General features: G+C 72.0%; 26 protein-coding genes and 1 pseudogene. 5 read left to right on the top strand and 22 right to left on the bottom strand.

Translation table 11 applies throughout. The features are described 5' to 3' along the window. Window positions 1-51 precede the first annotated feature (51 nt). On the bottom strand, window positions 52-705 hold the full coding sequence (gene rdgB, locus ACTMMA_RS00885) for an RdgB/HAM1 family non-canonical purine NTP pyrophosphatase (RefSeq protein WP_441188210.1): 654 nt from the start codon (window positions 703-705) through the stop codon (window positions 52-54). Between the two features lie 31 nt (window positions 706-736). Here rdgB and ACTMMA_RS00880 point away from each other — a divergent pair. After that, window positions 737-850 (top strand): annotated as a pseudogene (locus ACTMMA_RS00880) (DUF1622 domain-containing protein); the annotation flags it as partial. 31 nt (window positions 851-881) lie between these two features. Here ACTMMA_RS00880 and ACTMMA_RS00875 read toward each other — a convergent pair. From ACTMMA_RS00875 to yczE, 5 genes are all read right to left on the bottom strand, one after another. After that, on the bottom strand, window positions 882-1,457 hold the full coding sequence (locus ACTMMA_RS00875; RefSeq protein ID WP_441188209.1) for an SRPBCC domain-containing protein: 576 nt from the start codon (window positions 1,455-1,457) through the stop codon (window positions 882-884). After that, entirely contained in the window at window positions 1,454-1,816 is a 363-nt protein-coding gene (locus ACTMMA_RS00870; RefSeq protein ID WP_441188208.1) for an ArsR/SmtB family transcription factor, read from the bottom strand. Before ACTMMA_RS00870 ends, ACTMMA_RS00875 begins: the two co-directional genes overlap by 4 nt. Before the next feature lie 69 nt (window positions 1,817-1,885). Continuing rightward, window positions 1,886-2,686, bottom strand: a complete 801-nt coding sequence (gene rph, locus ACTMMA_RS00865) for a ribonuclease PH (protein WP_441188207.1) — start codon at window positions 2,684-2,686, stop codon at window positions 1,886-1,888. 4 nt (window positions 2,687-2,690) lie between these two features. Continuing rightward, window positions 2,691-4,211 carry a serine hydrolase domain-containing protein gene (locus ACTMMA_RS00860; RefSeq protein ID WP_441188206.1) on the bottom strand — a complete coding sequence of 507 codons (1,521 nt, stop codon included), beginning with the start codon at window positions 4,209-4,211 and terminating at the stop codon, window positions 2,691-2,693. 11 nt (window positions 4,212-4,222) lie between these two features. After that, a complete protein-coding gene (yczE, locus tag ACTMMA_RS00855) occupies window positions 4,223-4,918 on the bottom strand; it encodes a membrane protein YczE (protein WP_441188205.1) in 696 nt (231 codons plus the stop codon). Between yczE and ACTMMA_RS00850 the strand changes: the two genes are divergently transcribed. Beyond that, on the top strand, window positions 4,917-6,308 hold the full coding sequence (locus ACTMMA_RS00850; protein ID WP_441188204.1) for an MFS transporter: 1,392 nt from the start codon (window positions 4,917-4,919) through the stop codon (window positions 6,306-6,308). The genes yczE and ACTMMA_RS00850 overlap by 2 nt on opposite strands. A 10-nt stretch (window positions 6,309-6,318) precedes the next feature. Here ACTMMA_RS00850 and ACTMMA_RS00845 read toward each other — a convergent pair whose 3' ends face one another. Both ACTMMA_RS00845 and ACTMMA_RS00840 read right to left on the bottom strand, forming a co-directional pair. Next, window positions 6,319-6,849 (bottom strand): hypothetical protein, encoded by a 531-nt coding sequence (locus ACTMMA_RS00845; protein WP_441188203.1) that lies wholly within the window; start codon window positions 6,847-6,849, stop codon window positions 6,319-6,321. A gap of 92 nt (window positions 6,850-6,941) precedes the next feature. After that, window positions 6,942-7,700 (bottom strand): MBL fold metallo-hydrolase, encoded by a 759-nt coding sequence (locus ACTMMA_RS00840; RefSeq protein WP_441188202.1) that lies wholly within the window; start codon window positions 7,698-7,700, stop codon window positions 6,942-6,944. Between the two features lie 94 nt (window positions 7,701-7,794). Between ACTMMA_RS00840 and ACTMMA_RS00835 the strand changes: the two genes are divergently transcribed. Continuing rightward, entirely contained in the window at window positions 7,795-8,337 is a 543-nt protein-coding gene (locus ACTMMA_RS00835) for a DUF488 domain-containing protein (RefSeq protein WP_441188201.1), read from the top strand. Window positions 8,338-8,361: 24 nt separating this feature from the next. On the opposite strand, the gene murI is transcribed toward ACTMMA_RS00835, so the two are convergent. The 3 genes from murI to ACTMMA_RS00820 form a co-directional block, all read right to left on the bottom strand. Next, the gene (gene murI / locus ACTMMA_RS00830; RefSeq protein WP_441188200.1) at window positions 8,362-9,192 is read right to left on the bottom strand and encodes a glutamate racemase; all 831 of its coding nucleotides are present in this window, start codon (window positions 9,190-9,192) and stop codon (window positions 8,362-8,364) included. A 3-nt stretch (window positions 9,193-9,195) separates the two neighbouring features. Beyond that, window positions 9,196-9,990: a fumarylacetoacetate hydrolase family protein gene (locus tag ACTMMA_RS00825; RefSeq protein ID WP_441188199.1), complete on the bottom strand. Its 795-nt coding sequence runs from the start codon at window positions 9,988-9,990 to the stop codon at window positions 9,196-9,198. 95 nt (window positions 9,991-10,085) lie between these two features. Then, complete coding sequence (locus ACTMMA_RS00820; RefSeq protein ID WP_441188198.1) at window positions 10,086-10,736, bottom strand: alpha/beta hydrolase family protein; 651 nt, start codon at window positions 10,734-10,736, stop codon at window positions 10,086-10,088. A gap of 51 nt (window positions 10,737-10,787) precedes the next feature. On the opposite strand from ACTMMA_RS00820, the gene ACTMMA_RS00815 reads away from it, so the two are divergent. Beyond that, a complete protein-coding gene (locus ACTMMA_RS00815) occupies window positions 10,788-11,669 on the top strand; it encodes a 3-methyladenine DNA glycosylase (RefSeq protein WP_441188197.1) in 882 nt (293 codons plus the stop codon). Between the two features lie 60 nt (window positions 11,670-11,729). Here ACTMMA_RS00815 and ACTMMA_RS00810 read toward each other — a convergent pair whose 3' ends face one another. From ACTMMA_RS00810 to gatC, 10 genes are all read right to left on the bottom strand, one after another. Further along, window positions 11,730-12,836: a branched-chain amino acid aminotransferase gene (locus tag ACTMMA_RS00810; protein ID WP_441188196.1), complete on the bottom strand. Its 1,107-nt coding sequence runs from the start codon at window positions 12,834-12,836 to the stop codon at window positions 11,730-11,732. 85 nt (window positions 12,837-12,921) lie between these two features. Then, window positions 12,922-13,812 (bottom strand): ketol-acid reductoisomerase, encoded by an 891-nt coding sequence (locus ACTMMA_RS00805; protein WP_441188195.1) that lies wholly within the window; start codon window positions 13,810-13,812, stop codon window positions 12,922-12,924. 84 nt (window positions 13,813-13,896) lie between these two features. After that, window positions 13,897-14,676 (bottom strand): ABC transporter permease, encoded by a 780-nt coding sequence (locus ACTMMA_RS00800; RefSeq protein WP_441188434.1) that lies wholly within the window; start codon window positions 14,674-14,676, stop codon window positions 13,897-13,899. Between the two features lie 98 nt (window positions 14,677-14,774). Further along, window positions 14,775-15,677, bottom strand: coding sequence for an ABC transporter permease (locus tag ACTMMA_RS00795; RefSeq protein ID WP_441188194.1), 903 nt, complete (start codon window positions 15,675-15,677; stop codon window positions 14,775-14,777). Then, window positions 15,670-16,596 carry an ABC transporter ATP-binding protein gene (locus ACTMMA_RS00790; RefSeq protein WP_441188193.1) on the bottom strand — a complete coding sequence of 309 codons (927 nt, stop codon included), beginning with the start codon at window positions 16,594-16,596 and terminating at the stop codon, window positions 15,670-15,672. Before ACTMMA_RS00790 ends, ACTMMA_RS00795 begins: the two co-directional genes overlap by 8 nt. A 78-nt stretch (window positions 16,597-16,674) precedes the next feature. Then, on the bottom strand, window positions 16,675-17,193 hold the full coding sequence (locus tag ACTMMA_RS00785; RefSeq protein WP_441188192.1) for a SixA phosphatase family protein: 519 nt from the start codon (window positions 17,191-17,193) through the stop codon (window positions 16,675-16,677). A gap of 36 nt (window positions 17,194-17,229) precedes the next feature. Beyond that, entirely contained in the window at window positions 17,230-18,174 is a 945-nt protein-coding gene (locus ACTMMA_RS00780) for an NAD(P)-dependent oxidoreductase (RefSeq protein WP_441188191.1), read from the bottom strand. A 5-nt stretch (window positions 18,175-18,179) separates the two neighbouring features. Beyond that, window positions 18,180-19,700 (bottom strand): Asp-tRNA(Asn)/Glu-tRNA(Gln) amidotransferase subunit GatB, encoded by a 1,521-nt coding sequence (gene gatB / locus ACTMMA_RS00775; protein WP_441188190.1) that lies wholly within the window; start codon window positions 19,698-19,700, stop codon window positions 18,180-18,182. Beyond that, a complete protein-coding gene (gatA, locus tag ACTMMA_RS00770) occupies window positions 19,697-21,229 on the bottom strand; it encodes an Asp-tRNA(Asn)/Glu-tRNA(Gln) amidotransferase subunit GatA (RefSeq protein WP_441188189.1) in 1,533 nt (510 codons plus the stop codon). The genes gatB and gatA overlap by 4 nt, the downstream gene beginning before the upstream one ends. An 11-nt stretch (window positions 21,230-21,240) precedes the next feature. Next, complete coding sequence (gene gatC, locus ACTMMA_RS00765) at window positions 21,241-21,537, bottom strand: Asp-tRNA(Asn)/Glu-tRNA(Gln) amidotransferase subunit GatC (RefSeq protein WP_441188188.1); 297 nt, start codon at window positions 21,535-21,537, stop codon at window positions 21,241-21,243. Between gatC and ACTMMA_RS00760 the strand changes: the two genes are divergently transcribed. After that, on the top strand, window positions 21,505-22,203 hold the full coding sequence (locus ACTMMA_RS00760) for a hypothetical protein (protein WP_441188187.1): 699 nt from the start codon (window positions 21,505-21,507) through the stop codon (window positions 22,201-22,203). The genes gatC and ACTMMA_RS00760 overlap by 33 nt on opposite strands. A 143-nt stretch (window positions 22,204-22,346) precedes the next feature. Here the strand turns inward: ACTMMA_RS00760 and ACTMMA_RS00755 are convergent, their stop codons facing one another. Continuing rightward, window positions 22,347-22,784, bottom strand: coding sequence for a glutaredoxin domain-containing protein (locus ACTMMA_RS00755; protein WP_441188186.1), 438 nt, complete (start codon window positions 22,782-22,784; stop codon window positions 22,347-22,349). Window positions 22,785-22,817: the final 33 nt, after the last annotated feature.

Here is a 22,817-nt window from a genome sequence, read left to right as displayed (position 1 = left end):
CCCCACTCCGCACCGGGGACACGGTGCGCTGCCCGCCGGCGACACGGTCTGCTAGCAGAGCAGTCGCCCGATGTCCTCGGCCAGTGCACGGAAGGCCTCACCCCGGTGGGAGATCGCGTTCTTCTCCTCAGGGCTGTGCTCGGCGGTGGTGCGGCCGTCGGGTCGGACGAGCAGCGGGTCGTAGCCGAAGCCGTTGGTCCCGCGCGGCTCCCGGGCCAGCACACCGCGGCAGTGACCCTCCCGGACGACCTCCTCGCCGGTGGACCCAGGCTGCTCCCCCGGCAGCACCAGCGCCGCAGCACAGACGAACCCGGCGCCCCGGTGCTCGTCGGGCACGTCGGCGAGCTGGGCCAGCAGCAGCGCGTTGTTGGCCTCGTCCTTGCCCAGCCCGGCAGCCTGCGCCAGCGGCCCGGCCCACCGTGCGGAGAACACACCCGGCGCTCCCCCCAGCACGTCCACCGCGAGGCCGGAGTCGTCGGCGAGCGCCGGGAGGCCGGTGGCGGAAGCCGCATACCGGGCCTTGAGCAGGGCGTTGTCGGCGAAGGTGACGCCGGACTCCACCACGTCCTCCAGCCCCTCGAAGTCGTCCAGACCCACCAGCTCGAGTCCGGTCCGCTCCAGCACCTCGGCCAGGATCTGGCGCAGCTCGAGCACCTTGTGGGCGTTGCGGGTGGCTAGGACGAGGCGACGGTCGGGGGTCGGCATGGCGGTCAGCCTACGGCTGCGACCGGCCGGCCTGATCAGGACCTTCCTGAGCTTCTCGCTGGAGCTGGAGATCACCGGCCGGTGGCCGTGGCAGAAGGCGCCGACGCACCGCGGACCCGAGCCGGCGGGCGCTCCCTCGCTCTGACGCCCCCTCCCCTGGGGCGCCCGAGCCCAGGTCAGCCTCCGCGACCGGTAGGGACCAGCTCGTCCCAGTAGTGCTGCAGGCCCTCCTCCAGCGAGCCCCGGGTCTCGTCCTCGACCACGGCGACGTCGAAGCCGGGATCGTGCAGTGCGCGGTCGGCCAGGTGCAGGACCTCGCCCCAGCCGGCGCCGTAAGACCAGGCCCCCCGCGCCCGCAGCCCGGAGTGCTCCAGCCGGAGACGGGTGCCGTCCTCGACCTCGGTCAGGCCCAGGCGCACCTCGCTCTCCCCCTCGCCGAATCCTCCCCAGCGCACCGTCAGCGACGTGGGTGGCTCGCAGTCCAGGAGGGTCACGTCGTGGGCCGCCTCGCCGTCGGGCGCCATCTCCATCCGGACGGTGCCCCCGACCTCGGGCTGCCGGTCGATGCGGCCCAGCCAGCGACCCAGCCGGTCTGGCTCGGTCCAGCATGCCCAGACCTCCTCAGGCGTGGCGTCGTAGTCACGCTCCAGGACGATCGTCCAGCGCTCGTCGTCGCCCGTCGGCCCGTCCTGGGTGCGCTGCGCCGCGCGGGTGTGGGCCGCGGCGATCTGCTCGATCAAGGTGGTGCTCATCTGCCTCTCCTGTCCTCCGCGGCACGCCTCCCGCGCCGCAGCTCGGTGTCGAGTGCGTCGAGGCGCTGCTCCCAGAAGTCGCGGTAGGCGTCGACCCAGTCGGTCACCTCGGCCCAGCCGGGGCCGCCGATCGAGTAGAGACGCCGACGACCGTCGGGGACCACCGTCACGAAGCCGTGCTCGCGCAGGACGCCCAGGTGCTGGGAGACGGCGGCCTGGCTGATGCCGAAGGCCTCCCCCGCCACGGCGGCCAGCTCGCCCGCGGCCACGGGCGCGTCGGCCGACCCCCCGCCCCGGGCCCTCAGCTCCTCGAGCAGGGCGCGGCGGACGGGGTCTCCGAGGACGTCGAACGCGTGCACCGCTCCACCGTGGCACGCATCATCATTTAAGTCAAGACTTAAATTATGATGAGGTGGGTAGGCCCGGCCTCACCAGGTGGGCGGCCCCTGGTCGATGTCGGCACCGACCTCGTGGCTGTCGGCGCCACCCATGTCGTCGGCCCCGAACGCCGCGGCCTGCCGGGCGGTGAGCTCGGCGCAACCCTCGGAGGCGAGGTCGAGCATCGCGTCGAGCAGCTCGCGGTCGAAGGGCTCGCCCTCGGCCGTCCCCTGCACCTCGACGAAGCGGCCGTCGCCGGTCATCACGACATTCATGTCCGTGTCGGCGGCCACGTCCTCCTCGTAGTCGAGGTCGAGCACCGGCTCACCGTTCACCACGCCCACGCTGACGGCCGCGACCGAGCCGGTGATCGGCTCGACGTCCTTGCGGATCAGCCCCTTGGCGCGGGCGTGCTCGACCGCGTCGACCAGGGCGACGTAGGCCCCGGTGATGGCCGCGGTCCGTGTCCCACCGTCGGCCTGGAGCACGTCGCAGTCGATCTGGATGGTGTTCTCCCCCAGCGCGTCGAGGTCCACCACGGCCCGCAGCGAGCGGCCGATGAGCCGGCTGATCTCGTGGGTCCGCCCGCCGATGCGCCCCTTGACCGACTCCCTGTCCGACCGCGTGTGGGTGGCTGCGGGGAGCATGGCGTACTCCGCCGTCGTCCACCCCTTGCCGCTGCCCTTGCGCCACCGCGGCACGCCCTCGCTGAACGACGCGGCCACCAGCACCCTCGTGCGCCCGAACTCGACGAGCACGCTCCCTGCGGCGTGGTCGAGCCAGTTGCGGGTGATCCGGATGTCGCGGAGCTGGTCTGGGGTTCGGCCGTCGTGCCGGTCGCCTGAGGTCATGCCTTCAGGGTATGCGGTGCCTCTCACCCTCGGTAGAGGCCCGGCGCAGCGAGGCGACCCTGGTCACCAGGACCGCGGCGCAGGTCAGTGCGGTCACCGCGATGAGCACCATCGCCTCGGGCAGCATGGCGCCACCCCAGTGCCAGGCGGTGAGGGGGCCCATGGAGCTCCCGTAGACGAGCGTGGCGAGCAGGGCGGGCGAGGACAGACACAGCACGACCATTGCGCCCGGCCACCCCAGACCCAGGGCTCGCGCGGCCGGCCGCCGACGGCGGTCGGGCCAGCTCGAGGCGCGCACGAGGCCGATGGCCCCGAGCCCGGCGACAAGGGCCGTGAGCCCGCCGAAGACGGTCGCCGGACGGATCACCGACCGCTGCGGAAGGTCCACGTGGGAGCCGGCCGCGTCGGCGGCGAGGACCCTGGCCAGCCGCCCGGGGGGACCGATCGTGTCGCTGAGCACGAGCGCACCGCTGCCGGTGGGCCGGCCTTCGGGATCCCGGACCAGAGCCATGTGGGAGGTCCAGGTGGCCAGTGCCCCGCCGTGCTCGATGAGGTCGCGCCCACCGGCCTCCCCGAAGGACCAGCCCAGGCCGTAGCCGTCCACGTTCTCCGTCCCTGGCTGGGACGCGTGCAGGTCGCGCAGCCCGTCGGGGCTCAGGAGGCGCACGCCGTCCGCGGTCCGACCGTCGCCCGACTGGAACCGGAGCCAGGTCACGAGGTCTTCGGCGGTGCTGACCATCCCTCCCGATCCGAGACAGTTGTCCGTCGGCTCCGGGTAGCGCAGCACCTGGCCGAAGACCACGGTGTGCCCGCTGCCCACGCCCTCCACCTGGGCCGCGCAGTCGATGACGGCCGAGGTGTTGTCCATCCCCAGCGGGTCCAGGAGCTCGGCGCGCAGGACGTCCTCGAAGCTCTGCCCGGTGACTCGCTCGATCGCGACGGCGGCGAGCGCATAGCCGGTATTGACGTAGACGTGCTCCGACCCCGGGTCGGCGCCGAGGGTCTCGTCACGCAGATCGTCGAGGAGCACCTGCGGGTCGGAGGATGCCGGCCTCGCCAGGTCGGCGGTGCTGCCGCCGCCGATCCCGCTGGTGTGGGAGAGCAGCATCCGCAGGGTGATCCGGTCCGCCCGTGCCTCGGCCATCGCGAACTCCGGGATGACGGTGCTCAGCGGTGCGTCGAGGTCGAGCTCACCGCGCTCGGCGAGCACCATCACCAGTGCCGCGGTGAACGACTTCGACATCGAGGCGATCCGGAAAGGCGTCCGCTCATCCACCGGGCGGCCGGTCCCGTCCACCCCGTGCCCGTGGAACGCCAGCTGGTCTTCGTCGAGCACCGCCACAGCCATCGCCGAAGCCGGGAAGGCTCGGAGGTGCTGCGCGGTCAGGCTCTCCGCCGTGCTCTCGGCCGTGGCACCCCGGGCCTGCTGCGCAGCGGGGAGCGACAGGGCGACGAGCACCAGGGCGACGACGGTGGACAGGCCCAGGGCGGCCTTGCGCCAGGGCTGAGGAAGGAAGCGACTCATGGGTCATGACGCTATGGACGCCGTCCCGTCAGGTCTGCGGAGGAGACTCCCGGCTCTGGCCGGGGGTTGTCCCCCCTCTTCACCTCGACGATGAACCACGGCAGGAGGGGCTGGGTCAACGGCCCGATGAGCAGGGCGTAGAGCACCGTCCCGATCCCGAAGACGCCGCCGAGCAGCCACCCGACGACCACCACGACGACTTCGATCACCGTGCGCACGAGCCGCAGCGACAACCCGGTGGTCCGGGCGAAGCCGGTCATCAGTCCGTCGCGGGCGCCGGGGCCGAGCTGGGCACCGATGTACATGGCGGTGGCGACGGCGTTGAGCAGGAGGCCGGCGACCATGAGCGTGCCGCGCCCGACCCAGCCCTCCGGCTCCCCGACCCAGGGCAGCAGCAGGTCGACCACGATCCCGATGAGGACGGCGTTGAGCACCGTGCCCAGACCGGGGGCCTGCCGGATGGGGATCCACAGGAGCAGGACCACCACCGAGGTCACGATGACGACGGTGCCGAAGGACCAGGGGACGTGCTCGCTGACGCCCTGGTGCAGCACGTCCCAGGGCATCACCCCGAGGGTGGCCCGGATGAGCAGCACCATCGAGACCCCGTAGAGCACCAGGCCGAGGACCAGCTGGGGGATCCGCCGCCCGAGGCGCCCGGCGCGCAGCTGCGCGAGGGGTCCCATCGGGGTCAGTTCACGATTCATGGCGCCCATCCTGCCCCGGGTACACTGGAGAGGTCGCACAGGGTTTCGCGCGCCGGGTGGCTGGGACGACGCGCACGTCCGTTCACGGACCGGTTCTTTCGAAAGTCGTGATCGTCACTTGTCGCCCGTGCAGTCCTACCAGCGCCTCTTCGCCCTCACCGGGCCCCTCTACATCATCGTCGCCTTCATCGGCCGTCTCCCGCTGGCCATGTCCCAGATCGCGGCGCTGCTCGCGGTCCAGGGTGCGACCGGCAGCTACACCGCCGGCGGCGTGACCGCGGGCGCCCTCGCGGTCTCCAACGCGGTCGGCGCACCCGTGGCCGGAGCCCTGACCGACCGCATCGGCCAGCGCCCCGTGCTGCTCGTCCAGAGCATCATGGGCACGTTGGGGCTGGCCGCCCTCGCCTGGCTGACGGCCGTCCAGGAGACCGGCGCCGCCTGGTGGCACCTGCCCGTGGTGGCCGCGGTGGCCGGCGTCTTCACCCCGCAGGTGGGCACGATGGCCCGCGTCCGCTGGCGCCCGATCAGCAAGGACCGCAACTCCGAGGACCCGAAGGTCATCGACGCCGCCTTCTCCTACGAGGGCGCCGCCGACGAGGCATCCTTCGTCCTGGGCCCGGCCTCCGTGGGTGTGATCGCCGCCGTCCTCAACCCGGTCGCGGCACTGTGGATCGCCGCCGGTCTGCTGGGCGCCTTCGGCACCTGGTTCGCCGTCCACGAGACGGTCCGCCTCGTCGGGCGTGCCCCGGCCTCGACCGAGGCGATCGGCCGCGTCCTCACCCCGGCGCTCGCCCTGCTGGCAGCCTGCCAGCTCTCGGTCGGCATGGTCTTCGGATCGGTCCAGACCGGCACCTCGGTGCTGGCCAACCAGGCCGGGGAGCCCGGCCTCACCGGCCTGCTGCACGGCCTGCTGGGTGCCGGCAGCGTCATCGCCGGGCTGGCTGTCGTGGCCATCCCCGAGGCCTATGCCTACGAGCGTCGCCTGCGCCTGTTCACCGCCGCTCTGGTCGTGCTCGCGGTGCCGCTGTTGTTCGTCAGCTCCATCGGCACCCTGTCGCTGGCGCTGCTCGCCTTCGGCTTCGCGATCGCCCCGTCGATGATCACCACCTTCACCCTCGCCGAGCGGACCACCCCGGTGCGTCGCCTCGGCGCTGCGATGACCCTGCTGGCCGCGACCACCGGCGGTGGCTACGCCATCGGCGCCGCGCTGGCGGGTCGTCTGGCCGACCTAGCAGGGCACCAGCCTGCATTCGCCGTCTCGGTCGGCGCGACGGTCCTGGCGTTCCTGCTGGCCCTGGCCGGTGCCCGCACGTTGCGGTCAGCCATGGCTCGGGCGCAGGCCCGTGTCGCGGTGGAGGATTCAGGCCCCACGACCGTTCCCGCTGGCTGAAGGCGACTCGTCAGACAGGTTCGGGCCACCCGGCGAGGCACCCCAGGTGGGCGATCAGGATCCACGGCCCCGTCGTCCGGAACTCACGACTGCGCCACGAGAACGTCACCGACCACTCCTGGTGGACGGCCTTGCGCTCACGGAACCGCCAGCGTCCGGAGGGTGAGGCCCCCAGGAGTGCCGCCTCGCTCGGGTCGAACGGCTCCTCCTGCGTGGTCTTCGACAGATCCATCCATCGGGCGTCCGGGTCGCGCCAGCGGACCCCGGCGCTGTCACCGCGCACGACCAGTTCGTGATCGATGCCTACCGCATAGCCACACATCTCCCGCCCTGCGTCCTCGGTGATGATCAGCATCCCCATCTCCCGCTCCGGGTGGTAGCGCACGTCAGGGTCGTCGGGTGCCGGAGCACCTCCCGGTTCCAGCAGCATGAACGGCGCCATCGGGAAGCTGACGATCTTCCCCACCGTCACCAGCGCACGGCGCGATCGTGAGTAGGGCACGGTCGTCCAGGGCACCACGTCGGAGAGTCGTCGCCGCATGGGTCCAGACTGCGACAGACCGACCCTTCGTCGCTGGGACCGACCCGGGTGCCTGTGGAAAACTCCCGTCCGGCACGCTCGACCCGGGACCTCTAGACCGCGGTGACGAGCCCGGGGACGGCCAGCTCCACCTCGCGAGGCCACACCTGAGCGGCCTCGGCACGGCTCTCCTGCGGATCGTGCCACGGCGGGATATGGGTGAGCATCAGCCTGCCCGCCGACGCCTCCGCCGCTGCCTCGGCCGCGCGGCGGGCCGTGAGGTGGACCCCGCGTTCCACACCCTCCCGCTCCAGGAAGGACGCCTCGCTCAGCACCAGGTCCGCCCCTGCCATCAGCGGGCCGAGCCCGGGGCAGCTGTCCGTGTCGCCGGTGTAGGCCAGCACCCGCCCACCCGACTCCACCCGCAGGCCGAACGCCGGGACCGGGTGGCGCACCGCATACGCCGTGATGCGGAAGGGGCCGAACGAGAAGGGGACGGCGTCGACCAGCTCGCGGAACTCCATACCCTTGAGCTCCTCCGGCCCCCGGACCCCGTAGGCGCGCGCCATCCGCTCGCCCCCGCCGGGCGGCGCCCAGACCGGCAGGTCGCCCTCGGGGGCGTCCGGCCCGTGTCCGCGCCAGACCCGCATCGCGGTCAGGTCCAGGCAGTGGTCGGGGTGCAGGTGGGACAGGATCACGGCGTCGATCTGCGCCGGCGCGGCGTGCCGCTGCAGCGCACCGAACGCCCCGGAGCCCAGGTCGAGCAGGATCCGCCAGGTGCGGCCGTCCCCCTCCGCCGTCACGAGATAGCAGCTGGCGGGCGAGTCCGGGCCGGGCAGCGAGCCGGTGCAGCCGACGATCGTCAGGTCCATGCGCCCATGCTGCCCGACCGGCCCGGGACAGGCATCCGACGGTGCCGCCCCCGTCCCGGGTGCCGACGGCGGCGGGCGTGGATAGCCTGCCGGAATGACCTCCGCGCCGCTGCTCACCGTCGGCCACGGTCGGCTCGACCGCGGCGGGCTGGGCGACGTGCTGGCAGGGGCCGGCGTGGATCTGGTCGTCGACGTGCGACGTTTCCCCGGCAGCCGCACCAACCCCGACTCACGGCGCGAGGCGCTGGCGGAGTGGCTTCCGCGGCGGGGCATCGGCTACCGGTGGGAGGAGCGGCTGGGCGGTCGGCGCCGACTCACCGCCGAGGAGGACGCGGCCAGCCCGGACCCGTGGTGGCGGGTGGACCAGTTCCGGGCCTACGCCGCGGGCACCCGGTCCGAGGAGTGGCGGGCTGCACTCGAGGACGTCCTGGCCGAGGCCCGCGATCGACGGACCGCGATCATGTGCAGCGAGGCGGTCTGGTGGCGCTGCCACCGCAGGATCGTGGCCGACGTGGCAGTGGTCAGGTATGCGGTGCCCGTCCGCCATCTCATGCACGACGGCCGGCTCACCGAGCACCCCGTCAGCGAGGGTGCGCGCCTGCGTGAAGACGGCGAGGTGGTGTGGGACGGCGGATGACCGGGACCCTGACGGCACTGCTCCTCAGAGCGCGCCGGCCACCTTCTCCTCGTCTCTTCCCACGAACGCCTGGTGGACCTGCTCGACCTCGGGCCCCAGGAAGCGGCGGGCCAGGAAGGTGAAACCGTGCGGATCCCCGGTGGTCAGCCACTGGTGGACCGGCTCGCTGTCCTGGGGCGCCAGCAGGTCGCCGTCGGTCAGGACCCGGAAGAGCTCGGCCGCGGTCGCGGCGGACGAGGTCACGAGGCTGACCTCCTCGCCGAGGACGTACTGCAGCGCCGAGGTCAGCAGCGGATAGTGCGTGCAGCCCAGGATGAGGGTGTCGATCCCGGCGTCCTGCAGCGGGAAGAGATAATCCCGTGCGACCTCCACCACCTCCGGGCCGCTGGTGATACCTGCCTCGACCAGCTCGACGAAGCGCGGGCAGGCAGCGCTGGTCACGGTCACCTCGGGGGGCGCGGCGACGAAGGCGTCCAGATAGGCCCGCGACTGGTGGGTCGCGGCGGTCGAGATCACCCCGATGCGACCCGACCTGGTCACCGCCATCGCGCGGCGCACGGCCGGCCGGATCACCTCGACGACCGGCACGCTATAGCGCTCCCGGGCGTCCGCGAGCACTGCCGCCGAGGCGCTGTTGCAGGCGATGACCAGGGCCTTGACCCCGTGGTCGACGAGCCGGTCCAGGCACTCGAGGGCGAACTGGCGCACCTCGGCGATCGGCCGCGGACCGTAGGGGGTGCGGGCGGTGTCGCCCAGGTAGAGCACCGACTCGTGAGGCAGCTGGTCCAGGATCTCGCGGGCGACCGTCAGGCCGCCGAAGCCTGAGTCGAAGACCCCGATCGGGGCGTCGACCATCCCTCAGTCCGTTCCCTCGTCGTCGGCGTCGCTGACGAAGATGTTCTCGAGCACGCCGATCCCCTCGACCTCGGCCTCGACCCGCTGACCGGGCTCGACCCGCCCGACCCCGGCAGGGGTGCCGGTCAGGATGACGTCACCGGGCAGCAGGGTGAAGGCCGCCGAGGCGTGCGCGATGACCGCCCCGATGCCGTGCACCATGTCGGCCGTGGTGCCGTCCTGCCGCACCTCGCCGTCGATCCGGCTCCGGACCGAGAGGTCACTGACGTCCAGGTCGGTCTCAATCCACGGACCCAGCGGGGTGAAGGTGTCCATCCCCTTGGCGCGCGCCCACTGCCCGTCGCCCCGCTGCAGGTCGCGCGCCGTGACGTCATTGGCGACGGTGTAGCCGAAGATCACGCTCTGCGCGTCCTCCGCCGCGACGTCCTTGCACATCCGACCGATGACCACCGCCAGCTCGGCCTCGTAGGACACCTCCTGGGTCAGCGCCGCCGGGATCACGACCGGATCGCCGGGCCCGCAGACCGAGGTGTTGGGGATGAGGAAGAGCATCGGCTCGGCCGGCACGTCGGTGCCCATCTCGGCGGCGTGGTCGGCGTAGTTGCGCCCCACCGCGATGACCTTGCTCCGCGGGATGACGGGGGCCAGCAGCCGCACGTCGGCGACCTCGAAGGTCTCCCCGGTCAGCTCGATCCGGGTGTAGAGGGGGTCGCCGGAGATCTCGGCGATCTTCTCCCCGGCCCCGTCGACCAGGCCGAAGCGGGGGTCGTCACCGGTGGTGAAACGGCAGATGCGCATGGTCTCTAGGGTATGCGGTCACCCACCTGGTCCGGTCCCTCACCCGAACCGCCCTCACCGGCCTCCCTCACCCGGTCTCCCTCACCCGGTCTCCCTCACCCGGCCCCGTGGCCGGCCCGCCCCACCGCACGCGCCACCGCATCGGCCACCGGCGCGCCGAACATCTCCGGGTCGTTGTGCCCCACTCCCTCCAGGACGACCTCCTCCGCCAGCACAGCGACCTCGCGGGACACGCGCTCGCTGAGCCGGGGTGGCACGATCGTGTCGGCCGTCCCGTAGACCACCGTCACCGGGACGTCGGTGCGCGACAGCGGGCCGACGACGTCGAAGTCGTCCCGCAGCAGCATCCGGATCGGCAGCCACGGGTAGTGGGTAGAGGCGACGTCGGCGAAGACCGTGTAGGGCGAGCGCAGCACCACGGCCGCCGGCCGGTGCCTCTCCGCCAGCTCGGCGACCACGCCGGGGTTCCCGCCGTTCCCGGGGGCGAGCAGCACCGCATACCGGGTGTCCGTCCCCTCGGCGTCCGGCACCAGCCAGCTCGACAGTTCTAGCCCGTCCGAGGTGCGCAGGGTCAGGTCCTGCCCACCAGCGACGAGACGGGCGACGGGGCCGGGGTCGGCCGTGTCGGGGACGTAGATCAGCTGCCGCTGCAGGGTCCAGAACAGGCCCACCACCACTCCGATCACCAGCACGAGCGCGACGAGCCCACGACGCAGCGTCCGTCCGCGCCGTCCGGTCCCGCCCATGCCCTCATCCTCTCGCGGCCAGGACGGGACCGCGACGTAGGATCGGCTGCCGTGGAGGTCCTGGCGGAAGAGATATGGCGTGCGCGCGCCACGGCGCACGCCGAGGCCGTCGACCAGCTCGCCGCCGACCGCCTGGCCCGACGCTTCGAGGGGCGCAAGCACCCCGTGGACGACTTCCTCTGGGAGTACTACGGCCAGCGCCCTGCGCAGCTGGCCCGCTGGCACGCCGGCGTGGTCGTCGGGCTCGAGGGCGCGCAAGAACGGGACGGCTGGACCTTCTACCGCTGGGACGGGACGACGGGCGTGGCGACCGTCGCCGTGGAGGACTTCCTCCAGCGTCGGGGCCGGGCCGTCGACTTCGTCCGGGGCCTGCTGACCGCCACCTTGTCCCGGCCGGGGCGCTTCGGCTGCTTCGGCCTGCACGAGTGGGCCATGGTCTACCGCGCAGGAGGTGACGAGCTGCGGCATACCGGATGGCCGTTGCGCCTGGGCGCGGAGGGGACCGACGAGGTCGTGGAGAGCCACCAGGTCGCCTGCTCCCACTTCGACGCCTACCGCTTCTTCACCCCGGACGCCGCGCCGCGCAACCAGCTGCGCCCGACGCGGGAGGGCCAGCTGGAGCTGGAGCAACCAGGGTGCCTGCACGCGGGCATGGACCTCTACAAGTGGTGCTACAAGCTGGCTCCGGCGGTGCCCAGCGACCTGACCCTGGAGGCCTTCCGCCTGGCCCGGGACATCCGGGAGCTGGACATGCGGGCCGCGCCCTACGACCTGCGCGAGCTGGGTTATGAGCCGGTGCGGATCGAGACCGCCGAGGGCAAGGCGGAGTATGTCACCGCGCAGCGGGAGTTCACCCTGAGGTCCAACGCGCTGCGCCGACGCATGCTCGAGGTGCTGGACCGCATACCGCAGGAAGCCCCCGCCGCGGGCTGAGCGCGGCGAGGACCTCCGGGTCCGGTAGCAGCCGGTGCGGGATCGGGATCCCGTGCGGGATCAGACCAGCTGGTAGAGCCAGCCGTGGCCGTCCTCGCCGCGGCCGTACTGGATGTCCAGCAGCTCCTGGCGCAGCGACATCGTCACCTCGTGGGTGTCGGGCATCTCGAGCGAGCCGCCGTTCCAGGCCAGGCGACCGACCGGGGAGATGACGGCCGCGGTGCCGCAGGCGAAGACCTCGGTGATCTCGCCGGAGGCGACGCCGTCGCGCCACTCGTCGATGGAGAACTGACGCTCCTGGACGTCGTGGCCACGCTCGCGCGCCAGCTCGACGAGGGAGGAGCGGGTGATGCCGGGCAGGATGGTGCCGCTCAGCTCGGGGGTGACGATCCGGCCGTCGGCGTAGACGAAGAAGAGGTTCATCCCGCCGAGCTCCTCGACGTAAGTGTGCTCCTGCGCGTCGAGGAAGACGACCTGGTCGCAGCCGTGCTCGATGCCCTCGGCCTGGGAGGCGAGCGAGGCCGCGTAGTTGCCGCCGCACTTGGCCGCGCCGGTGCCGCCCTTGGCCGCCCGGACGTAGAGCTCGCTGACCCACAGGCTGACCGGCTTGAGACCGCCGGCGAAGTAGGCGCCCGCCGGGGAGGCGATGACGCAGAAGAGCGCCTTGTTGCTCGGCCGGACGCCGAGCGCCTCCTCGGTCGCGATCATGAACGGGCGCAGGTAGAGCGACATCTCGCCCGAGCCGGCCGGGGGGACCCAGCCCTGGTCGATGGTGACGAGCTCCTTGATGGCGTCGATGAAGACGCTGGGCGGCAGCTCGGGCAGCGCCAGACGACGGGCCGAGGCGTTGAAGCGCTCGGCGTTGCGCTCGGGGCGGAAGGCCCAGACGCTGCCGTCGTCGTGGCGGTAGGCCTTCATGCCCTCGAAGATCTCCTGGGCGTAGTGGAAGACGGCGGCCGAGGGCTCGAGCGGGATCGGGCCGTAGGGGACGACGCGGGCGTCGTGCCAGCCCTGGTCCTTGTCCCAGTCGATGAGCACCATGTGCTCGGTGAACTTCGAGCCGAAGCCGGGGTTCTCCAGGATCTGGCCGATCTCGTCGGCCGACCGGCGCTCGGCGGCCTCGGTGCGGGCGAAGAACTCTTGGGCTGACGTCGTCGTCGGGGTCATGGCACCGACGATAGCCGCCCCCGGGCGGGGCAGGGAAAGCGGTCGAGGGTGACGCCGGGTCAGGCTGCGTCGAGGCGGCTGCGCCTCAGCGGATCCAGCTCATCATCGCCCGCACCCGGCGGCCGACCTGCTCCAGCGGGTGGGCGGAGCGGGCGGCCGAGCGGCGGCTCGTGGCCCGCTCGCCGGCGTGCTCCTCGGGCAGCCCGGTGGGGCCGTACTGCGTCGCGAAGCCGGCCTCGGCGATCTGGTCGATCCTGGTCTTGAGGTCGTGGACGACCGCCAGGTAGGCGACCTCCTCCTCCACGCCGCGGTCCACCAGGTCGTCGAAGGCGGTCTCCACCATGGCCTGCAAGGGCGCGTGGACGTGCTTCTCGGCGTGCTCGGCGGCCAGGGCGTCGTGCTCGATCGTGGTGACGATGGCCCCCGAGCGCAGCGCCCCCATGGCGGCGGCGTAGGCGGTCAAGGTGGCCTGGGCCGCTCCGCTCCCGTCGGTGGCCACGGCGACCAGGGCGGGGCAGCCCCGGCCGTCCAGGTACTCCTCCCGCACGCGGTCACCGTCGCCGATCGCGCGCAGCATGGCCAGGTCGACCCCCTCGGGGACGGTCAGGCCACCGCGTCGCACGATCGCGCCGGAGGTGACGATCACCAGGTCGCCGGGCTCGGTGTGCGCGTCGATGAGGCGCTGGTAGTCGGCCACCTCGTGCTCGCCATGCCCCTGCCCGGGCCCCTCTCCCCCCGGCACGAGCACGATGTCGCAGCGCTCGACGGCCTGGGCCGGCTCGGCCACGGCCAGCCCCTCGATCTCGGCCCGCGCCGCCAGCCGGCTGTCCGGCGCGACCCCCACCCACACGTCCACCCCGCTGTCGCGCAGGTTCAGCGCGTGCGCGGCCGCGAGCGCATCGAACCCCAGCACGGCCACCTGACGGTCCTGGAGCAGGGTCAGGTCGGCAGAGTTGGGGTCCAGGACTGTGCTCACGGTCCCAGCCTAATGAACACGGGTCATCCCCTCTCGGGCACCGCGTCCGACCACGCCGTCCCGCCGCGTCTCACCACGACCACGTCAGCGCAGGAAGAGCGCCCGCAGCCGGACCGTGGTCAGCCACAGCCCGAGGGCGGTCATCCCCACGAAGTAGAGGACGTGCACTCCGGTCATGCCGGTGAAGTGACCCACCGACAACTGCCGCATCAGCTCGACGCCGTGCCACAGCGGGGTGGCCATGACGAACCACTGGATCGGCTCGGGGTAGACCGTGATCGGGTAGAGCGTGGCCGAGAAGAGGAACATCGGCAGCATCACGAAGTTGATGACGTCCATCTGCTGGAAGGTCGTCATGAAGCTGGTCACGCCCATGCCCAGCGCAGCGAAGCCGAAGGCGATGAGCACCGCCACCGGCACCATCGCCAGCGCCCACCACGAGGTCACCAGCCCCATCACGGCCAGCACCCCCAGGAAGCCCAGCGCATAGATAAAGCCGCGGAAGAGCGCCATCAGGATCTCGCCCAGCGCCACGTCCAACGGACCCAACGAGGTCTGCAGCATGGCCTGGTAGAGCTTGGCGAAGCGCAGCTTGAAGAAGACGTTCCAGGTCGAGTCGTAGATCGCGCCGTTCATCGCCGAGGTGGCCAGCAGCGCCGGCGCGATGTAGGCGGCGTAAGGGATCGGCTGCCCTCCTGGCCCCTCGACCTCGCCCACGAGCGCACCCATCCCGATGCCCATCGCCAGCAGGTAGAAGACCGGCTCGAAGAAGCCGGAGACGAGGATCATCCAGTTCTGGGTGCGGATGACCTTGAAGCCACGCTCGAGGACGGCGCGGACGTTGCCCGACCACAGGCCGGCCAGCGGACCCTTGCCGCCGACCCCGCGCGAGCCACCGACGCCACCCTGGCCACCGACGCCTCCCGGGCCACCGACGCCACCCTGGGCGATGTCCTGTGTGCTCACGAGCGCAACCTCCTGGTGTAGACCCGCACCGCCAGCGCCATCCCCACGACCGTGCAGACGATCAGGAAGGCCAGGTGCACCACGAACATCAGCGGCGACATCGGCGCGCCGTAGGTCGCCAGGCGTGCCAGCTCGGTGCCGTGCCAGACCGGGGAGATCCAGCCGATCCACTGCAGATAGCCCGGCATCGCGGTCAGCGGGAAGAAGGTCCCGGCGAAGAGGAACATCGGCATGACCACGAAGCGCTGGATGAAGGTGAACTGGAAGCCCTCGTCACGGATCGTGGCGGCATAGGCCTGCAGCGGGGCGCCGAAAGCGGTCGCGGTCAGCACCCCGATCGGCACCACGAGGAAGGACCAGCCGCTCGGCGCCGCCCCGAAGAGGACCATGATCAGCCAGAAGATGATGGACTGGACCACGAAGCGGATCACCACGGCCAGCAGGTGCCCCATGGCCACCTGACCGGGGCTGATGGCGCTGGCCAGCGGCGCGTAGTAGAGCCGCTGCCACTTGAAACCGGCCATGATCGGGTAGGTCATCTCGCCCGAGACCGACATCACCACGGTCGAGACGAGCAGCGCGGGCGCCACGAAGGTCAGGTAGTCCACGCCCTCCACGGCCCCGACGCCGGAGTCGACGAGCGCACCGAGCCCGATCCCCATCGCGATCATGTAGAGCAGCGGCTGCCCCACGGCGTAGAAGAGGATCGGGAAGAAGTAGGCCCGCATGCCGCGCAGCACGGTCTCCGCGTAGTACCAGACGCCGAAGCGCGCGGCCTGCCGCGCCATCTCCCGGTGGCTGGGTGCGCGGCCCGAATAGGCCAGCTTGTTGCTGTCGATCTCGGGGTATGCGGTGCGCGCGCCACCCGCGCGCCCCCCACCCCCAGGGTTGTCAGTCAATGAGGGACCTGCCCGTCAGGCGCAGGAAGACGTCCTCGAGGGAGGAGCGGCGCACCAGGGAGGTGATCGGGTGCAGCCCCCGACGGGAGACCTCCTCCAGCGCGGCCTCGCCGTCGTGGGCGTAGACCAGGATGCGGTCCGGCAGCACCTCGTTGCGCTCCCCGACGCCCTCGAGCTGGGCCACGACCTGGGCGTTGCGCTCGGAGCCGAAGCGCAGCTCGACGACCTCGCGGGTGGAGTAGTCACGGATCAGCTCCCGCGGCGACCCCTGCGCCATGATCTGGCCGTGGTCGATGACGATGAGCCGGTCGCACAGCTGCTCGGCCTCGTCCATGAAGTGGGTGGTGACCACCAGCGTGGTGCCGGCTTCCTTGAGGCGGAAGAGGCGGTCCCACAGGATGTGGCGCGCCTGCGGGTCCAGCCCGGTCGTCGGCTCGTCCAGGAGCAGGATCCTGGGCTCGTTGACCAGACCACGCGCGATGGTGAGGCGACGCTTCATACCGCCGGAGAGGTTGCCGACCTTCTCCCTGGCCTTGGCCTCGAGCTGGGCGAAGGCGAGCAGCTCGTCGGCCTTGGGCGCCAGGTAGGAGTGCGGAAGGCCGAAGTAGCGGCCGTACATGACGATGTTCTCCCGGACGCGCAGCTCCTCGTCGAGGTTGTCCTGCTGCGGGATGACGCCGAGGTGCGCGCGGACCTCGGGACCGCTGGTGACGGGGTCCATGCCGAGCACGGTGAGCTCTCCGTCGGTGCGGTCGAGGGTGCCCCCAATCATCCGCATCGTGGTGGACTTGCCGGCGCCGTTGGGGCCGAGCAGACCGAAGGACTCCCCCGGCTGGACCTCGAAGTCGATCCCGTCCACCGCGGTGAAGTCGCCGTAGGTCTTGCGCAGGCCCTTGGCCCAGATCACCGCATCGCTCACGTCGAGGGACTCTAGACGGTGCCTCTGACAATCCCCAATCAGGTTTCGCCGGCGGGCTGGGGCCGACCTCGCCGCGGCTCAGGCGCGGCCGCTGTGGATGGCCACGAACCGCGCGCTGCGGGCCTCCAGGTCCGACCAGGGCTCGTCGACCTCGAGCACGATCGCGGTGGCCGTCGGGATGCCGTGGGAGAGCCGATTGCCGATGTCGTCGGCCGCGCGGACCGAGTTGTTGTCCTTGTCGAGCAGCTCCCATGCCGCGGTCGAGATCGTCGGCTCGTGCCCCACCAGCCACACGGTCATGACCGCGTCGTCGGCCTCGCTCACCGCCTCCAGCAGCCCGTCCACACCCCCGTCGTAGATGCTCCGGCTGGTCCAGGTCTCCACGTCGTCGCCGGCGAGCAGGCCCTCGAGCGTCTGGCGGGCGCGGACCGCGGTCGAGACGAGCACCAGCCCGGGGTCCAGCCCCTCCTCGCGCAGCCATTCGCCGAGCGCGCCGGCGTCGTCGCGGCCGCGCTGCACCAGCTCGCGCTCGTGGTCCCCGCCGGGGTTGGATCCCTCGGTCTTGGCGTGGCGGATCAGGACGAGGCGGCGGTTCATGGCACCCACCCTAGCCAGCGGTGAGGGCCGCTCCGCTCAGGCGCCCGGGTCGACCCGGTGCTCCAGCGCCCCGGTGTCGCGATATGCGGTCAGCTGGCTGCGCAGGTAGCGTCCCCACCGCGGGAACGAGGCCGGGGAGGCGCCGCCCACGTGCGGGGTGATGAGCACCCCCGGGGTGGACCACAGGGGGTGGTCGGCCGGGAGCGGCTCGGGGTCGGTGACGTCCAGGGCGGCGCGCAGGCGTCCGGAGGCGCACTCGGCGAGCAGGGCCTCCTGGTCGACGACCCCTCCGCGGGCGATGTTGACCACGAGGGCGTCGTCGGGCAGGGCCGTGAGGACCTCCGCGTCGACGAGGTGACGGTTCTGCTCCGACATGGGCACGCACACGGCGAGGACGTCGGCGTGCGGGAGCAGCTCGGGCAGCCGGTCTATACCGTGCACCTGCTCGACGAGCTCATCTCCGGGCTTGTCGGTGCTGGCCACGGCGATCACCCCGCACTCGGCAGCCAGCAGCCGGCGGGTCAGGGCCCGGCCGATGCCGCCGTAGCCGAGCACCAGCACGGTCGAGTCGGCCAGCGACCGCTGGGTCCAGCCCTCCTCGCCCCAGACCTGACGCTCTTGGGTGCGCACCCAGGTCGGCAGCGAGCGCTGGGCCGCCAGCATGAGCGTCAGGGCCAGCTCGGCCGTGGCCGTGTCGTGGACGCCCACCGCGTTGGCCAGCTGGACGCCGGCCGGCAGGTGCGGCAGGGCGTGCTCGTAGCCCGCCGACGCCAGCACGACAGCCTTCAGGCCGGGCACCCGGTCGAGCTGGCGCAGCCAGCGGCCGGCGTTGAAGGAGGTGGCGAGCACGTCGACCTCGCGGCCACCGCCGGGCACCGTCTCGAGGTCCAGGGGGTCGTAGGTCACGACCTTCATCTCCTCCACCTCGCCGAGGACCTCGGCGACGAGCTCGGGGACGGCGGCGAGCGGCATACCCGACATCGGGATCAGCCCTCGACTCCCAGGGCGGACAGGATCAGCTCGCGGGCCTTGGCCGCGTCCGCCTGGCCGCGCATCTCCTTCATGACCTGGCCGATGAGCGCACCGGCCGCCTGCACCTTGCCGCCGCGGATCTTCTCGGCGACGTCGGCGTTGGCGGCGATGACCTTGTCGACCGCGGCCTGCAGCGCACCGTCGTCCTGGACCAGCTCCAGGCCCTTGGCGTCCGCGACCTGGGTCGGGCTGCCCTCGCCGGCCACGACGCCCTCCATGACCTGGCGGGCCATCGAGTCGTTGAGGCGGCCGTCTCGGACGAGCGCGTCCAGCTCGGCGATGTGCGCCGGGGTGACGCCCAGGTCGGTCACGGCCACGCCCTCGGCGTTGGCGCGGCGGGCCAGGTCGCCGGTCCACCACTTGCGGGCGGCGGCGGAGGTCGCACCGGCCGCGACGGTCTCCTCGATGACCTCGACGGCACCGGCGTTGACGACATCGCGCATCTCCAGGTCGGAGTAGCCCCACTCGGACTGCAGCCGGCGGCGGCGCTCGGCGGGGTTCTCCGGCATGGTGCCGCGCAGCTGCTCGACCAGCTCGGCCGTCGGGGCGACGGGCACCAGGTCGGGCTCGGGGAAGTAGCGGTAGTCGTCGGCATCAGACTTGGGCCGGCCGGCGGTGGTGATGCCGGTGTCCTCGTGCCAGTGGCGGGTCTCCTGCAGGATCGACTCCCCCGCATCGAGCACCGCGGCCTGCCGGGTGATCTCGTAGCGGACGGCCCGCTCGATCGAGCGCAGGCTGTTGACGTTCTTGGTCTCGGTGCGCGTCCCGAACCTCTCTGCGCCCTTCGGCATGAGCGAGACGTTGGCGTCGCAGCGCACGTTGCCCTGCTCCATCCGCACGTGGGAGACGTCGAGCGCCTTGAGCAGGTCGCGCAGCGCCGAGACATAGGCGCGGGCGACCTCGGGGGCGCGGTCACCGGCGCCGGTCAGCGGCTTGGTGACGATCTCGATCAGCGGGATGCCGGCGCGGTTGTAGTCGACGATCGAGTAGTCCGCGCCATGAATGCGACCGGTGGCGCCACCGACGTGGGTGGACTTGCCGGTGTCCTCCTCCATGTGCGCGCGCTCGATCTCGACGCGGTAGGTGAACGCCTCGCCCGCGTCGCTGGCCGGGACCTCGACCTCGAGCCAGCCGTCGAAGGCGATCGGCTCGTCGTACTGGCTGGTCTGGAAGTTCTTCGGCATGTCCGGGTAGAAGTAGTTCTTCCGCGCGAAGCGGCACCAGTCCGCGATCCGGCAGTTGAGCGCCAGGCCGATCCGGATCGCCGACTCGACGGCCTTGCCGTTGACGACCGGGAGCGCCCCGGGCAGGCCCAGGCAGACCGGACAGGTCTGGGTGTTGGGCTCGGCGCCGAAGTCGGTGGCGCAGCCGCAGAACATCTTGGTCAGCGTGTTGAGCTCGACGTGGACCTCGAGGCCGATGACCGGCTCGTAGCGGTCCATCGCCTCCGCGTAGGGGACGGTCGCGGCGCTCATGCGGTCACCTCATCGTGGGTTCCGGGGATCTCGGAGGCGTTGTCCAGCACCAGGCCGCCCTGGGCCTCGGCGATGCGGGCCTCGAGGGCCGCGCCTACGGCATACATGCGCTGGTCCTCCATGGCCGGGGCCAGGATCTGGAAGCCGACCGGCAGGCCGTCCTCCTCGGCGACGCCCGCCGGGATCGACATGCCGGGCACGCCGGCGAGGTTGGCCGGGATGGTGGCGATGTCGTTGAGGTACATCGCCATCGGGTCGTCGAGCTTGTCGCCGATCTTGAAGGCCGTGGTCGGCGCGGTCGGGCTGACGAGCACGTCGGCCTGCTCGAAGGCGGCGGCGAAGTCGCGCGCGATGAGCGTGCGGACCTTCTGCGCCTGCCCGTAGTAGGCGTCGTAGTAGCCGCTGGACAGCGCGTAGGTGCCCAGGATGATGCGGCGCTTGACCTCGTCGCCGAAGCCGGCGTCGCGGCTGGCGGCCATGACCTGCTCGGCGCTCGGGCTGCCCTCCGGGACGACCCGCCGGCCGTAGCGCATGGCGTCGTAGCGGGCCAGGTTGGAGCTCGCCTCCGAGGGGAGGATGAGGTAGTAGGCCGCCATCGCGTAGCTGAAGTGCGGGCAGGAGACCTCGACGATCTCGGCGCCCAGCTCGCGCAGCTGCTCCAGCGCCTCCTCGAAACGGGCCAGCACGCCGGGCTGGAAGCCCTCGCCGCCGATCTCCTTGACGACCCCGACGCGCAGGCCGGTGAGGTCGCGGGTGCCGGTGGCCGCCGCGACGACCGGCGGCACCGGGGCGTCGATGCTGGTGGAATCCATCGGGTCGTGGCCGCCGAGGACCTCGTGCAGGAGCGCGGCGTCGGCCACGGTGCGGGCGCAGGGGCCGATCTGGTCCAGGGAGGAGGCCAGGGCGATGATGCCGTAGCGGCTGACCCCGCCGTAGGTGGGCTTGGCGCCGACCGTGCCGGTCACGGCCGCGGGCTGGCGGATCGAGCCGCCGGTGTCGGAGCCGATCGCCAGCGGGGCGAGGTATGCGGCCACGACCGCCGAGGAGCCGCCGCCGGAGCCGCCGGGGATCCGGTCCAGGTCCCACGGGTTGCGGGTGGGGCCGAAGGCGGAGTGCTCCGTGGAGGAGCCCATCGCGAACTCGTCCATGTTGGTCTTGCCCAGGATCGGCATCCCGGCCTCGCGCAGGCGGGTGACGATCGTGGCGTCGTAGGGCGGCACGAAGTCCTCGAGCATCTTCGACCCGGCCGTGGTGGTCAGGCCCTTGGTGCAGGCGATGTCCTTGACGGCGACGGGGACGCCGGCGAGGCGGTGCAGGGTCTCCCCCGCGGCACGGCGCCGGTCGATCTCGCGCGCGGTGGCCAGGGCGCCCTCGGCGTCGACCGCCAGGTAGGCGTTGAGGGCCGGGTTGATCCGCTCGATGCGGTCCAGGTGGGCCTGGGTCAGCTCGACGGAGGTGATCTCCCCTGCGGCGAGCTTGTCTGCCATCTCGACGGCGGTCAGACCCGTCAGGTCGGTGGGCTTGCTCATCGTCTCTCCCCTCAGTCCTCGTCCAGGATCCTCGGCACGGCGAAGCGCGAGTCCTCGGCCTCGGGCGCGTTGGCGAGCGCGTCCTCCTGGCTCAGGCTCGGGCGCACCTCGTCGGGGCGGGTGACGTTGACCAGGGGCAGCGGGTGCGACATCGGCGGCACGTCGGCGGCAGCGACCTCGTTGACCTGGCCGACCCAGCCGACGATCTGGTCCAGCTGCCCGGCGAGGCGGTCCAGCTCGTCCTCGGAGAGCTGGATCCGCGCCAGCATGGCGACATGCGCGACATCGTCGCGGGAGAGTGCGGACATGCGGGACAGTCTAGGTCGTGGATCCTGGGCCCCAGCACGCCCCGGCGCTTCCGCACCCTGCACCTCACCCACCGGCAGACCGGGTATGCGGCCACCCACCGGCCCGGCAGCGTGGAGGCCTGGCTGGACCGGGACGCCTCCCGGGTCACGGTCGTGCGGAGCGGGCACCGGCCCGAGACCGCCGAGGGCGTGCCGTACGGCGCCGGGGAGAGCTCGGGCGTCCAGGACGCCGGAGTGGTCCTCCGCCCCGACGGGCTGGTGGCGGCCCGGCTGGAGGGATGGCACTACGACCACGGCGACCCGATGTGGCGCGACTACCAGTGGACGGCCATGCTCGACCCGCTCGAGCTGGCCGACGGCGCCTGGACCGACGCTGAGCACGAGGCCGGGGTGGCCCAGGACCCGGACCGGCCGGTGCCACCGGGCGTGGAGATCACCGACGTCCAGGAGGTGGAGCACCGCGGCCGCCGGACGTGGCGGGCGACCTGTTCGCCGCTGCCGCACCGCTACGACCCGCGCTGCGGGTGCTGCCCCTCCTGGACAGCGTCGCCAGCCGCCTGGCCGAGTACGGCCCCGAGGACCCCACCCTGGCGAGCCCGCGCGCGCAGCTCCCCACCGCATACCTGGTCAGCCTCGACGTGCAGACCGGCATCGTCGTCGACGTGACACCGCTGGACGGCGAGGACGGCAGCAGCTTCGTCAACGAGATCCACGCCGTCGACGAGCCCCTCAACCCACCGGCTCCCTGACCACCGGACCCCTGGCCGACCGGACGGGTCCCCGCGTACCGACCGGACGGCCCGCCGCGCTCAGTCCCGCTGCAGCCTCTCGAGCACGATCGTCGGACGCGGGTTGGTGACCGGGATCCCGTCCATCACCACGGTGGGCACGACCTCGTTGCCCTCGTTGACGCTGCGCACGAAGGCGGCCGCCTCCTCGTCCTGCCAGATGTTGATCCAGGTCGCGTCCTTGCCGGCGTCGCCGAGCGTCGACTTGAGGCGGGCGCAGTAACCGCAGCCGGGGCGCCAGTAGATGACGACGTCCTTACGGGGATCGGTGTCTGCCATGGCCTGGACCTCCTGGTGGGTGGTGGTGCTGCGCCCGCGCCACGGTGAGGTCCACCAGGCGATGCCGGTCGCGAGCACACCGTAACCGAGCGCCAGCCAGGGGCGCCCGTCGGAGAGGAAGTCCCAGACGACGTAGGCGAGCACGGCCAGGAAGAGCAGCCACAGCCACCGCGATCTCATGACTCCACCCTGCCGCACCGGCGCGGCCCGCCG

This window comes from Ornithinimicrobium panacihumi, from assembly GCF_052073805.1.
GTDB classification, from domain to species: domain Bacteria; phylum Actinomycetota; class Actinomycetes; order Actinomycetales; family Dermatophilaceae; genus Ornithinicoccus; species Ornithinicoccus panacihumi.
This window is presented reverse-complemented; position numbering and strand designations above follow the sequence as displayed.

Coding starts and splice junctions, on each gene's coding strand:
- rdgB (WP_441188210.1), bottom strand. CDS start 705: ATGCCGACCCCCGACCGTCGCCTCGTCCTAGCCACCCGCAACGCCCAC.
- ACTMMA_RS00875 (WP_441188209.1), bottom strand. CDS start 1,457: ATGAGCACCACCTTGATCGAGCAGATCGCCGCGGCCCACACCCGCGCG.
- rph (WP_441188207.1), bottom strand. CDS start 2,686: ATGACCTCAGGCGACCGGCACGACGGCCGAACCCCAGACCAGCTCCGC.
- ACTMMA_RS00860 (WP_441188206.1), bottom strand. CDS start 4,211: ATGAGTCGCTTCCTTCCTCAGCCCTGGCGCAAGGCCGCCCTGGGCCTG.
- ACTMMA_RS00850 (WP_441188204.1), top strand. CDS start 4,917: ATGGCGCCCATCCTGCCCCGGGTACACTGGAGAGGTCGCACAGGGTTT.
- yczE (WP_441188205.1), bottom strand. CDS start 4,918: ATGAATCGTGAACTGACCCCGATGGGACCCCTCGCGCAGCTGCGCGCC.
- ACTMMA_RS00845 (WP_441188203.1), bottom strand. CDS start 6,849: ATGCGGCGACGACTCTCCGACGTGGTGCCCTGGACGACCGTGCCCTAC.
- ACTMMA_RS00840 (WP_441188202.1), bottom strand. CDS start 7,700: ATGGACCTGACGATCGTCGGCTGCACCGGCTCGCTGCCCGGCCCGGAC.
- ACTMMA_RS00835 (WP_441188201.1), top strand. CDS start 7,795: ATGACCTCCGCGCCGCTGCTCACCGTCGGCCACGGTCGGCTCGACCGC.
- murI (WP_441188200.1), bottom strand. CDS start 9,192: ATGGTCGACGCCCCGATCGGGGTCTTCGACTCAGGCTTCGGCGGCCTG.
- ACTMMA_RS00825 (WP_441188199.1), bottom strand. CDS start 9,990: ATGCGCATCTGCCGTTTCACCACCGGTGACGACCCCCGCTTCGGCCTG.
- ACTMMA_RS00820 (WP_441188198.1), bottom strand. CDS start 10,736: ATGGGCGGGACCGGACGGCGCGGACGGACGCTGCGTCGTGGGCTCGTC.
- ACTMMA_RS00810 (WP_441188196.1), bottom strand. CDS start 12,836: ATGACCCCGACGACGACGTCAGCCCAAGAGTTCTTCGCCCGCACCGAG.
- ACTMMA_RS00785 (WP_441188192.1), bottom strand. CDS start 17,193: ATGAACCGCCGCCTCGTCCTGATCCGCCACGCCAAGACCGAGGGATCC.
- ACTMMA_RS00780 (WP_441188191.1), bottom strand. CDS start 18,174: ATGTCGGGTATGCCGCTCGCCGCCGTCCCCGAGCTCGTCGCCGAGGTC.
- gatB (WP_441188190.1), bottom strand. CDS start 19,700: ATGAGCGCCGCGACCGTCCCCTACGCGGAGGCGATGGACCGCTACGAG.
- gatA (WP_441188189.1), bottom strand. CDS start 21,229: ATGAGCAAGCCCACCGACCTGACGGGTCTGACCGCCGTCGAGATGGCA.
- ACTMMA_RS00760 (WP_441188187.1), top strand. CDS start 21,505: ATGCGCGACATCGTCGCGGGAGAGTGCGGACATGCGGGACAGTCTAGG.
- gatC (WP_441188188.1), bottom strand. CDS start 21,537: ATGTCCGCACTCTCCCGCGACGATGTCGCGCATGTCGCCATGCTGGCG.
- ACTMMA_RS00755 (WP_441188186.1), bottom strand. CDS start 22,784: ATGAGATCGCGGTGGCTGTGGCTGCTCTTCCTGGCCGTGCTCGCCTAC.